Raw genomic sequence first — 12,847 nt, forward strand, 5'->3', positions numbered from 1 at the left:
TCACAGATTTACTGTTTTGAGATAAAGATTATATTAAAGCAATCTCGATGTAAAAGTATCACACCTTATGGAGTCTTATAATATAAGGTAAATACAATTAAGACTATTGCAACTTGAGCACTTATAATCCCATTGCTTTAGCTCTTTATTACAATCAACACATTTCCAACCTGGATCAGGCACAGCTTCTGAGTTCATCTTATTTAGCCAGTAAATTGCTTGATCATACTCTTGTAGCATAATCTTGAGCTGTACCATAACAAGGTAGATTGATATGTAATTAGCTTTTTTCATAGCAATATCTAAATGCTGACTTGCAAGATCATATTTCCCTAAGCTAATTGAAGACAAAGCAAGCAAGCAATAACTAAAATAATAATCAGGGCGTAAGTTATATAGTCTTTCAGCGCCTTTATTATTTAACTTGATATACATTCTAGCTGATTGAGGAGTAGGATTTACTCTATACTCTTCCTCTAATACTGTGGAAGCTTTTCTGATTTTTTCAAGCTTGATATATAATTCTGCCTTTAAATAATTGATGGGCTGAAAAGTTGCATAATAACTTTGTGCTTTAGCTAAATAATCTATAGCTTTGCAAAAACTTCCTTTACTTTCGTATTGCTTTGCTAAAGCGCAATAAAAAACCGCTAACATCTTTTTACGATCAAAGGGAAGAAAAATATTGAATTTGATCGCTTCCTTTAACTTTGAAATTGCATTTATCCAATCTTCTTGCAATATACAATGCTCTATTTGAAAGGGAATAGACAAAATTTTATCATTAATTGAACTAGAGCAATATTCTATAAATTTTTGAAAGACTAACCTTTCTTGCTTTAGGTGAATAATCAGTTTATTGATCAGAAGTAGAGCTAAGTTGCGATTTTTACTTGCAATACTCGTTAAATTATGGCTGAAAAAGCTGTAATTTCCCGTTTTACCTGAATTAAAGAGCTTTACTAAAGATAATTTATCACTTTCTTCATTTAGATTTTTAATTAGCTTATTGGTGTTCTCTATATTACCTAAATCTAAGCTAAAGAAAGCTTCAAAGAGAAGCAATTCTTCCCTACTTCTTCTTCTATTTTTTATGTTAGCAAATGTTGATGAAATAGAAGAACAAAAACGTGCAACTGCAATCAATAAAAATAATAAGACTACGCAAGCAAGAATAACGAAATATAGATCAATACTTATAGTGTAATTGCCTAATTCCAATTTTATTACTTCACCACTTACCTTGATCCATATGCCAAATAAAAACGAAAAAGCAAAAATTATAAAATAAATCATGAGATGTATTGTAATAAGTGACGATATATTATTGAAGTATTCTTGAAAGCTACAATAAAATCATTCAATTTATTAAGCCATGGTTTGAATTCTGGGTATGTTAAGTCACTTATTGCGGTGGCTATGCTCTGCCAATCATTATCGCTTATTAATTCTTCAATTTCCGCAAGCTTTAACCTGAGTGGATCACTACGATCATCTATCTTGATCCAATTTGAAATGATTTTTTTAAACAAGTTACTTTTATTGTAGTTAATAACAGTCATGTTCTTCTCAAAAGACAATTTCAACCCGCATAAAGTATCTACCTCTTTCAAATTTTCCAATTCATTGACTGCATTTTCTATTTCTGGATCGTCAAGCTCTGATATCAAAGGCTTTATTGAATTTATATGATTATCAAACTTGGCTTCTTGCAATAACGAATTCTTCATCTTAATCACAAGTAGCAGCAACTTTGCGAGGTTCTTATGTCTTGAACTACCGTCACCTTGCTCACATTGAGTGTGCAGATTTCTCTTTAAATCAAATATCTTTTTCTCTACCTTAATTTGATTAACTTCAAGCAACATTTTAAGTTCATCTATCTTTTCCGTTACAATACTTATACTATTTTCACTCTCTTGCTGATTTATTTTAAAAAATATTATGTTATTTATTGTAATATAGCTAACAAACAACAATATAATTAAGAACCAACCTATGCATTTTCTCCAAGTATCATTCATAACGTAATATCTCCACAGGATCTTGAGCAGCTGCTTGTAATGCAGGAGGAATTGTCGCTAAAAATGATAAGAACAATGCAAGTGCAGAAATGTTAATCACATCTTGAGAGACTAATATCACTGGCAAACTTGAAAAAAAGTATATCATAGGATCAAACAGTTTGATGTTGGTAATGTTTTCTAAAAACACTCTAATACTTTCAATATTGAGAGAAAAAACAACCCCTATAATAGAGCCAAGACAAGTTCCTGTAAAACCAATCAGCAATCCACAAGCACAAAATATGCGCATAATGCTTCCGCTTGTTGCACCAAACGTACGCATAATTGCAATTGCAGATTTCTTTTCTTGCACTATCATCATCAAATTTGAAACAATATTAAATGCTGCTACAACTATAATTAAAGTGAGAATTAAAAACATCACATTTCTTTCAGTCTTTAAAGCATTAACATAATGGCTTTGCTGAGACTGCCAACTTTCAGCTCTCATTCCTGTTTCTTTTGCTATAGCGTTTGCTAGCTTATTAGCCATAGCAATATCATCTACAAACACTTCTATATTTCTCACATTATCTTTATAATTAAAAAAAGCTTTAGCTGACTTTATGGGCATATACATTAAGGTATTGTCGTACTCAAACATACCCATATCAAATATTGCTACAACTTTATATTCTTTCATTTTTGGTATTTCACCAGACAGTGCATCAAATCCTTCAGGTGATATAAGCATAATGTTATCACCATAATCAATATTCAAAGCTTCTGCTAATCTTGCCCCTATTATGATACCTTCATCGAATTTTTCCACGTTACCCATAATTACATTATTCTTAACGATAGTATTATTAAGTAAGTCTTTAGTTGACACACCACGGACTACGCTACCCACAATTCCACTATTTGCTGCAACGATCACTTGATCATTGGTCATAGAAGTAGCTTTTAATACACCTGGGATTTTCTCAATAGATTTTAACACTGCGTGGTAATCTGAATTTATGCTTCTATCAAAGTAAACATTAATATGACCATTAATGCCAAGTACAGAGTCGAGCAGCTTTGCTCTGAACCCATTCATTACAGACATTACTACTATTAGCGTTGCAACTCCAAGAGCAATACCAATAATAGAAAACAAGGCCATTATAGAGCAAAATCTAGAATTCTTTGCTCGCAAATAGCGAATAGCCATAGTAAATTCAAAGGCAATAGACATTATACTAAGATTTAAATATCATACTTTTTATGCTTCATATAACTGTAATTTTTCCTTTACCTCAAATGAGGTTGTCTAAATTTAGCAAGCTTATAGAATATATTCAATGTTCTATATTAAGACCTTCCATATATATCGTCCAATCTTACTATATCATTATCAGATAAAAACTTTCCTACCTGAAACTCAACTATCTCAAGAGGAAATCTTGTACTTTTATTCTCAATTTTATGAAACACCTTCCTTGGAATCTCTACTACATGATTTTTTGTTATAGCATATGTTTTGTCATCTAAACTCACGCATCCAACCCCTGATAGTATTATATGGTACTCATCTCTATAGTGGTGAAATTGCTTAGAAGTGCAGCTCAGTGGATTTATAAAAAGGTATTTTATAAGAAAATCCTTGCCCATTAAAACTACACTATAAAATCCCCATGGCTTAACCTCTTTCCTTATTGGCTTTACTTCCTTAACTTTATTAATGAACAACATTAGGCTCTTACTTGGCCGTTTATAAACTCTACCTAGTAAATTTTTTGCATCATTTTCTGTCATCAAAACTGGCTCTCTTCCTTTGATTACAGCTTGAAACGACTCAAAATTCTTATTAAATCTCTTACTTAACTCTAAAACTGAACCCCAAGTGCCAACATCCATCCAATCGAAATTGGCTTCTATCATTACAATATTTTCTGCTTTTTCTATCACTAGGTGATCAATAGATGTATCACCCATTCCTGCACAATTTTGCTGTTCTAAATACAGAAATCTCTCTCGTGATACAAAATGCTTCATACTTTCACAACATAAATTATAGAGAGTAGGAGCAATTTTTTTTATCTCATCTATATAGCGTTTTGCTCTAAACACAAATATTCCAGAGTTCCAATAATGATCGTTACTTACCTTACGCTCGGGTTTTTCTGTAAAATCTTTTACTATATGACATTTTTCTTTCTGACCATATACTGCATTTATATAGCCGTATTCCGAATTGAATTCATGAGGCTTTATCCCAAAAGTGACTATAGAGTCAGTTTCAGAGGCTAGCTTAGACGCTTTCTCAATAGAAACATAAAAACTATTCAAATCACCTATAAAATGGTCTGAAGGCAGAACTAAGATTGTCTCGTTCCTATCGCAGAGAAGCACAGCAATTAGTATTGCTGCCGCTGTCCCAATTTTAACTGGTTCAAAAACTACTTTACATTCCTGTAATGCATGTAATTCCTGCATCAATAATGACTCATATTGTATATTTGTGGTAATGATGGGTGGCATATAATCGCCTTTTAGCCTCAACAAAGTGTTGTGAAACATAGTATTCTGACTAAATATTTTCTGAAATTGCTTTGGCTTAGATAGAGGCCAAAGTCTGCTGCCACTACCACCACACAGTATTACAGGGCGCATTTAATTAAGATATTAATTATTTGATTAATATCTTATACTAACGGCAAAATGCATGCAAGTTTTTATTGTGAGATGATTAAAGTAAAAAGTAATTTAAAGTGATGGTTGACTACGAGCGTGATGGAGTCCCTACATTTCGTGATGAGTCTTGTCTTCTTTCTATCTCTCTATCAATATGAGGAGTGTTGCTTTTTTGATTAACGGCTGCAGCTACTTTTTCATCAGTTTTGTTTTGCAACTTTTCCTTTAAGCTTTCTCCAACACCTAGTTCTCTAGATTTATCTATACTTTCACTATTTTTGCTCAACCCCTTCTCTAAGTTTTTTTCAATATCTGATTTTCTAGCGTTAAGCTCTTTCCATGTACCCGCTATGCTAAGTGGCTTATGATCCTTCTGCTTCGGCTTTGGCCTTTCCCCATTTGTAACAACATTAAAGTCGCTTTTTACTTCTTTCCAACATTCTTTCAATTGGTGTTTCCACATAGTAAGATAAGCATCACCATACTTTTTCTCATTTGCTACAAACAATAAAATTGGAGCCTTAAGTATGGTAGCTCCCATATTCACTAAATTTTTTACTGCCATTGCAGGGGTGAACAAAAGATAGCCAAAAGACTTTGCAATTGGGTTTTGTTCGCTTATTAAATACTCCCCTAACTTTATAGGAAGAGAGGTCAACAATTTAGTACAAACTTTAGCCAAGCTTGTAGCAAAAACGATAGAAACAGATATAAGACTTTTATCTAGCTCTAGATTACCATCCTGATCTCTAATTTCTGAAAAATGGGTGCTTAGCTTCTTGTAATCACTAGCGTATAGTAATTTTCCATTTCTTCCTTTTTCATCTCTATCTTTCTCATCAACTTCTCCCGTGTCATCATTGATGAAGCAACCTTTTTTAGCAAGAAAAGAAGAATTAGTTAATCTAAGTAACTTAGTATCAACCTCAAAGACCGGCAAGTGTTTTTCAAGATCTATTTTTGAAAACTTAAATGGCTTATAAAATTTACTATAATCATTAACCTCACGCCTACCTTTACTAACTAAAAAGTCAATAGTAAAGTAAGATTTTTTATCAATTTCCTTAACCAAGGCTAGATCAAATTTGTATTCATTATATATAAGCTGGTACTCTGGATTTCCGTCTTTATCTTTTACAAGCTTGTCATTTTTTTTTACAACTCTCCCAGAATCTACAATCTGATCATAATTTTTTGGATATTGACACTTTCGTCCATCCTCATATATCATTACCTTTCTAAGGTCTTTGACATAAACTTGAGATTCAGATGAACTAAATAGATCCTTCACCTTCAGCGTAAGGTCTATTCCCCACTTTTTCAATGTCTCTAACATATTGCTAAACCAAAATCGCTATAGTTCAATAATAAAACTAGTACACTAATAATATATTAACATAGAACTGGCAACTTTACAAGAAAATATGCCTATAAAAGAAAAAAGTCGTAAAAGCAAGGACTATATAAGTAATGCTTGATAAGTATTTTATGCATGTAATTGTAAAAATCCTTAGAAGTACGCTGTCTATATAATCTTCACACACTACCTGCATTCCAAGAACTGCATGCCAAAAAATGCAAAACACCAGTATAACAAAAAACAAAAGCTCTAGTGGATGATTAATAGCCTGAAATAATTTTTCATTAAAAGATAAAGGGCTATCAACATAAAATGTGCAAGAAAATGAGTAAATAAACCAAGGAAATAAAAATAACAAAATCACCGCAGAAACACGCTGGATCCACCAATGATGTACTGAATTTACAGATTGACTCATATAAATATAAAAGCCATAGTAGAAAGAAATAGCATTATTGTTAGTAATATAGCACTTTTTAAAACACTAGCAATTTCTAAATTAAGCCCAGCATCCCACAATAAATGACGAATACCATTGAGAAAATGATACATAAAGCTTACAAAGCATAAGATATAAGCTAATTTAGCAACAGGAGTGAACAATAATTCATTTAAGCACCTTACTATAATTAACTTAGGGGAGTAAACATATAATATAAAATACCAAGAAAGTATGATTAATAAAAGAAATAGCAAGATACCAGTCAATCTATGCATAATAGAAAAAAAACTAGTAACTTGTACTTTATATATTTGTAAATGTGGGGAAAGAGGCCTGTTACTCATAAAATTTCGTTATCGAGAAATTAAAAAATAAAGTAGAAGTAAAGACAGCAGTATAGTACATAATGACACTATTATTTGAAATGGTGAATTACGTACAAAGCCTAAGGAGGTAATCCAGCTGCAGATTCCCCTACTGCTACCTTGTTACGACTTCACCCCAGTCACTGATCCCACTTTAAATAACTCCTTCCTTGCGGTTAGGCCATTAGCTTCGAGTGAAACCAATTCCCATGGCGTGACGGGCAGTGTGTACAAGACCCGAGAACGTATTCACCGTGGCATGCTGATCCACGATTACTAGCGATTCCAACTTCATGTACTCGAGTTGCAGAGTACAATCCGAACTGAGATGTCTTTTAGGGATTAGCTTAGGCTTGCGCACCTTGCAGCCCATTGTAGACACCATTGTAGCACGTGTGTAGCCCACTCCATAAAGGCCATGATGACTTGACATCATCCCCACCTTCCTCCAGCTTATCACTGGCAGTTTCCTTAAAGTACTCAGCATTACCTGATGGCAACTAAGGATGAGGGTTGCGCTCGTTGCGGGACTTAACCCAACATCTCACGACACGAGCTGACGACAGCCATGCAACACTTGTGTAAAATCCGGCCGAACCGACCCTATCCCTTCGAATAGGTATGATTTTCATGTCAAGAAGTGGTAAGGTTTTTCGCGTTGCATCGAATTAAACCACATGCTCCACCGCTTGTGCGGGTCCCCGTCAATTCCTTTGAGTTTTAATCTTGCGACCGTAGTCCCCAGGCGGAATGTTTAACGCGTTAGCTGTAATACAGAAAGTAAACTCCCCATATTTAACATTCATCGTTTACAGCGTGGACTACCAGGGTATCTAATCCTGTTTGCTCCCCACGCCTTCGCGCTTCAGCGTCAGATTTGAACCAGATAGACGCCTTCGCCACTGGTGTTCCTCCTAATATTTACGAATTTTACCTCTACATCAGGAATTCCTCTATCCTCTTTCAATCTCTAGATTAATAGTTTTAAAAGCAATTCCAAGGTTAAGCCTCGGGATTTCACTTTTAACTTATTAACCAGCCTACGCGCCCTTTACGCCCAATAATTCCGAATAACGCTAGCCCTCTCCGTATTACCGCGGCTGCTGGCACGGAATTAGCCAGGACTTCTTCTGTGAGTACCGTCATTATCTTCCTCACTAAAAGAGCTTTACAACCCAAAGGCCTTCTTCACTCATGCGGCATGGCTGGATCAGGCTTTCGCCCATTGTCCAATATTCCCCACTGCTGCCTCCCGTAGGAGTCTGGACCGTATCTCAGTTCCAGTGTGGCTGATCATCCTCTCAGATCAGCTATAGATCATTACCTTGGTAGGCTATTACCCCACCAACTAGCTAATCTAATATAGGCTCATCTAATAGCAATAAATTTTTCCCCCGTAGGGCGTATACGGTATTAGTTGTCGTTTCCAACAATTATTCCGTACTACTAGGTAGATTCCTATACATTACTCACCCGTCTGCCACTAAGTTATACCATAGCAAGCTACAATATAACTCCGTTCGACTTGCATGTGTTAGGCCTGCCGCCAGCGTTCATTCTGAGCCAGGATCAAACTCTCAAATTTAGACTTCAACCTATAAAAGGTTGAGGGTACATCGGATAAATCCGACAAAAAATAATTTAGCTTAATACTGCTGTCTTTATTTCTACTTTAGAAATATTTTAATCTCCAACTATTCAAACAACTTTAAGGATATTATTATGTGATATAATCACTATGTCAATATGTTTTTGCAAATCAAAAGCATTAATGTATAAATATATAACTATTTGGAATATTAACATGAAAAAATACATCTTTCTGCTTACACTTGCGCCAATGTTAGTTGGCATCACATTATACTTATTGCGCAACATTGATAACACAAAACAATCTATAACTGCAGGTGACAAGTTTTACGAAGTATTATTCTTAAAAAAAGATAATAAGTCGCTGCTAGAAGAAATAGATTCACATTGGGAGTATTTAGCAAATTTTGAACGCGCATTCAATCATATCTCAGATTCAATGCCAACAGACACAGCATCTATTATTTATAATGATTTGGCAGACGATAAAGATGCTCCTGATGTTTTACGTGAGTTAGCACAATACTTAGAAGTAATGAGCTTACTTCACTCCAGCGGTGAAAAAACAAATAAAGATAAAATTAGTAATTTAGAATCAAATGCAGTGTACCCTTATTCAAGCCAAGAAGCTATCGCTATAGTAAAGATACACAGTAACGACATTAAAGGTGCAATTGAAATATTGCATTCATTATTAAATGATAGAGAATGTCCGACTCTAATCAAGGCCAATGCACAAGAATTACTTGGGATATACGAAAACTAAAAAACTTGCTTGCATAACAATTTGGCAGCGCATCTAATGAAATAAAGAACTTTACTTGACAAACCTCCCTATTTTATTATGGCACTAAAAGTATTTATGACTCAAAATTTGTTTTTGACTGTAGGATCAATCACAAAATCTAGTAAAAACTTAGGTGTTTATTGGTAGATTACATAAAATTATAGCGGTTTTTTAAATTTTTTCTATATTCAGCCAAGTCGCGCTTGTTAGAACATTATTACAGCACCACTTACAGCAATATAGAGTCAAAATTTCACTACTCAGAGGTTCCTTTTACCTTTTTATTTAGTAAGACTTCTCTATATTTATAGTTAATATATCAAAGAATAAACTTCACTAGCAGAATGTCATTCTAGCACTAAAATGACAAAAAGAGGATAAAATCGCAATAGTATGTATCAAGCACCGTTGTATTTTCTCTATATTTTAGATTATTTTGTTTACCCCCCTCCCTTTACCATTCAGCTACGCAGATAGTTACTACAAACCGTAAAGATGTTTAAAAGAAATCTAATTTTTTATCAACTCATACATTTCATTACCAACTTCACAACAAGGTTCTGCAGTTGGATAAAAATAATCAAAAAAGAAATAATCCTTTAGTATTTCTGTGCTGCATCCAGAATTATAGTAAGTATCAAGCCTTCCTTTAAATATCAACAAGAGTATCTTTATACTTTTTCCAAATCACCCTACCCTAAACTGGTCTACGATGTTTGATAGGTATGCATCTCGATCATTTAACCCTTTGCTCTTATATTTACCAAGCATACTTTTCATTTTAGAGTTAAGATCGAATGCTTTTATTTCAAGATCTGCACCTTTCTTCATATAATCTAAATTATTAGCTAATTTTGTATTAAAACTCTGTGTAAGCTGTTGCAGCCAGCTCTCTTGCTTTTCGTCTTTATTAAAGCTAGTATCAAACCAACCTCAGTCACATTTGCAACAATCACATGCTTTACACCATATTCATTTAGAACCAAATGCATTACATATTTCACTAACCGCTTTATTTCAATACTTTTTCTGCTTTAACATTGTTATAAGCAGTGGCACCCATAATATTATTTCCTCGATTATAATGAAAAATAAAATCTCCTTTACCTACGTCTGGATGATGTTTAATTACTGCGTTTAGCTGATTAACTAAACGAAATTTATTGAGGAAATAAGAAAAAATAGGGTTAAGAATTTCAGATGCTGTTGCATATAAAATCGCATAGTTATGACCTTGCTGTTCATAGTATCGATCAAAAAATGAGCATCTCCATGATGACTTAAATTCTTCTAAACCTAAATACTTTGATACATATTCAACAACAGTAAGGCCATTGCTAAAAATCCTCCTTAATAAAAAGGGGCATTAAGTTTCACGTTTCTTACAAAGGATAAGTTATTAAAATTTCAATAATTACACCATTATCAGATAAACTATCACCCAGAACACAAAAATTTTTACACTTTGAATTAGAGTTATTATTTTTATTTGCCATAACATTCAATATCTAATCATACTGCTCTATAAAGCCTATAAAAAAAGAAAAATAGGGTGAAATTATAGAACTTTGGCTGAATTTTACCTATTTTTTGAGCAGCCCTTCTGCCTTAAAAGAAACCTCTAAGTTTTTTAGCACGGCTTGGATGTTTCAACTTACGTAGTGCTTTTGCCTCTATTTGCCTAATTCTTTCACGTGTAACATTAAAAATTTTTCCTACTTCTTCTAAGGTATGCTCCTTTCCATCTTTACCAAGGCCAAAGCGCATCCTTAGAATTCTTTCTTCTTTTGGTGTTAAAGTTGCAAGAACATTGGTCGTAATACCACGCAAGTCGGCAAGTATTGCAGCATCCTCTGGTTTAGAAACTCGCTTATCTTCTATACAATCACCGAAGGTACTACTATCATCCTTTCCTGTTGGAGCTTCAAGACTTACCGGATCTCTTGCTATCTTCATAACTTTGCGTATTCTTTCTAGCGGCATCGCCAATTCTATACTCAATTCCTCTAATGTAGGCTCTCTACCCATTTCATGAGTCATCTTTCTTAATGCTTTGTTGATTTTACTGATAATTTCCACCATATGTACTGGTATTCTAACTACTTTAGACTGTTCAGGTATTGCCCTAGTGATTGATTGTTTTACCCACCAAGTACCATAAGTCGAAAATTTATACCCACGTTTGTAATCAAACTTATCCACAGCCTTCATAAGACCAATATTACCTTCTTGTATCAAATCAAGCAGATCAAGGCCTCTTTTTGAATACTTTTTAGCAATCGAAACCACCAGCCTTAAATTAGCCTTAATCATTTCTTGCTTTGCTTGAGAGACTTCTTGTTCATGTTTCTGTATTCTCTTGATTACCTTCTTAAACTCCTGAACTCTATCTCCTTGTACATAACTCTTAATATTGCTTAAGGCACTAGCTATATACTCATAGCTATCGTTTATAAACCTTAAGAATTTATTTTTTAATTCACCTGTAAAAAGAGATTGATTTTCATTAATCTTGAGAAAACTTATTTCACTAAACTCGTGCTCTAAAAGCACATCATCATAAACATTATAAAAACTTTCTCTATCAATATCGTACTTTCTAGCTTCAGTAATAAGATTAGCTTCTTCAAACGTGATTAGTCTATTTATTTCGTAAAGTTTTTGTGTAATTCTGGTAATAGCAGCATCACTAAACTGAATTTGTAATGCTACAGACCATATTTGATTATATAAATTTTCTAGCTCATTAGAGAAATCTTTAGAATTTTTTTTCAATACCAATGCTTCATTTGTTAAAGCAATGATCTCATCCAATGCCGTGATAACCTTTGGCAATAAATCACTTTCCATTTCAAGAACAGAAATATTTAAGTTAGCTGAACTTATGTCTTCACTCTCATTTCCCTTTTCATCATTACCTTTTTCCTCATCATTAACACAATCTCTAACATCTTCAGCTTCACTTTCTTCTTTGTCTACCATATTGAAATCAGAGTTATAAATTGCATCCAGATTTATAATTTCTCTCAGTAAAAAAGTTCCACCACTTAAATCATCACGCCATGTTTTGATTATTTTGAATGCCACTGATGTTTCAATTATTGCACGTAACATGTTATGCTTTTCAGATTCAATTTTTTTTGCTATCTTAATTTCATCTGCTCGTGACAAAAGCTTTACAGAGCTCATATCCTGTAAATAAATCCTTACTGGATCATCGTTTTGCACTAAAGTTGTAGTAGTATTCAACGATGTCTCATCATCATCAAGCTTATTACCATCATTATTAGAAGGAGCTTCTTCCTCATCTTCACTACTTTCGAGTATGTTAATTCCAGAGTCTTGCAATAAAGCTATAGTATCATCTATAAAATCAGTTGAAAAATTTTCATCTGACAACTTATCATTTATATCATCAAAAGTGATAAAACCGCCCTTTCTTATACTTTTGGTTACAAGATCTTTGATGATCTTTTTCCTATCTTCCGTACCATTAATAGTTGACATCATTACCTTTACAGTTTATAATTTTATTTCTTATTTATCAAATAAACTTACAATTAGCAAGCTTATAGTTTTATTCTTAATTTATAGTTACTTGCTACTTCATATAGTTTA

General features: G+C 33.5%; 10 protein-coding genes and 1 rRNA gene. 1 reads left to right on the forward strand and 10 read right to left on the reverse strand.

What is annotated here, in order from left to right; genetic code table 11:
- Positions 1–75: 75 nt before the first annotated feature.
- The 8 genes from MJ631_RS04715 to MJ631_RS04745 all read right to left on the reverse strand — a co-directional run bounded on the left by MJ631_RS04715 (position 76) and on the right by MJ631_RS04745 (position 8,437).
- Positions 76–1,296 carry a tetratricopeptide repeat protein gene (locus MJ631_RS04715; protein WP_019236883.1) on the reverse strand — a complete coding sequence of 407 codons (1,221 nt, stop codon included), beginning with the start codon at positions 1,294–1,296 and terminating at the stop codon, positions 76–78.
- Positions 1,293–2,024, reverse strand: a complete 732-nt coding sequence (locus MJ631_RS04720; RefSeq protein WP_007302451.1) for a hypothetical protein — start codon at positions 2,022–2,024, stop codon at positions 1,293–1,295. Before MJ631_RS04720 ends, MJ631_RS04715 begins: the two co-directional genes overlap by 4 nt.
- Positions 2,017–3,246, reverse strand: a complete 1,230-nt coding sequence (locus MJ631_RS04725) for a lipoprotein-releasing ABC transporter permease subunit (RefSeq protein WP_007302450.1) — start codon at positions 3,244–3,246, stop codon at positions 2,017–2,019. The genes MJ631_RS04720 and MJ631_RS04725 overlap by 8 nt, the downstream gene beginning before the upstream one ends.
- Before the next feature lie 116 nt (positions 3,247–3,362).
- A complete protein-coding gene (locus tag MJ631_RS04730) occupies positions 3,363–4,664 on the reverse strand; it encodes a sugar phosphate nucleotidyltransferase (RefSeq protein WP_052264745.1) in 1,302 nt (433 codons plus the stop codon).
- A gap of 109 nt (positions 4,665–4,773) precedes the next feature.
- A complete protein-coding gene (locus MJ631_RS04735) occupies positions 4,774–6,021 on the reverse strand; it encodes a hypothetical protein (RefSeq protein ID WP_139686622.1) in 1,248 nt (415 codons plus the stop codon).
- A 76-nt stretch (positions 6,022–6,097) separates the two neighbouring features.
- Entirely contained in the window at positions 6,098–6,463 is a 366-nt protein-coding gene (gene sdhD, locus MJ631_RS08030; protein WP_012481986.1) for a succinate dehydrogenase, hydrophobic membrane anchor protein, read from the reverse strand.
- Complete coding sequence (gene sdhC, locus MJ631_RS04740) at positions 6,460–6,831, reverse strand: succinate dehydrogenase, cytochrome b556 subunit (RefSeq protein WP_262986214.1); 372 nt, start codon at positions 6,829–6,831, stop codon at positions 6,460–6,462. The genes sdhD and sdhC overlap by 4 nt, the downstream gene beginning before the upstream one ends.
- Before the next feature lie 102 nt (positions 6,832–6,933).
- Positions 6,934–8,437 (reverse strand): 16S ribosomal RNA (locus MJ631_RS04745).
- Positions 8,438–8,590: 153 nt separating this feature from the next.
- On the opposite strand from MJ631_RS04745, the gene MJ631_RS04750 reads away from it, so the two are divergent.
- A complete protein-coding gene (locus MJ631_RS04750) occupies positions 8,591–9,208 on the forward strand; it encodes a hypothetical protein (protein WP_214303479.1) in 618 nt (205 codons plus the stop codon).
- Between the two features lie 708 nt (positions 9,209–9,916).
- On the opposite strand, the gene MJ631_RS04755 is transcribed toward MJ631_RS04750, so the two are convergent.
- Positions 9,917–10,060, reverse strand: a complete 144-nt coding sequence (locus tag MJ631_RS04755) for a hypothetical protein (protein WP_007302443.1) — start codon at positions 10,058–10,060, stop codon at positions 9,917–9,919.
- Between the two features lie 777 nt (positions 10,061–10,837).
- Entirely contained in the window at positions 10,838–12,736 is a 1,899-nt protein-coding gene (gene rpoD, locus MJ631_RS04760; protein ID WP_007302441.1) for an RNA polymerase sigma factor RpoD, read from the reverse strand.
- Positions 12,737–12,847 lie beyond the last annotated feature (111 nt).

Source organism: Wolbachia endosymbiont of Oryzaephilus surinamensis (assembly GCF_025617515.1).
In the GTDB taxonomy this organism is placed as follows: Bacteria; Pseudomonadota; Alphaproteobacteria; order Rickettsiales; family Anaplasmataceae; genus Wolbachia.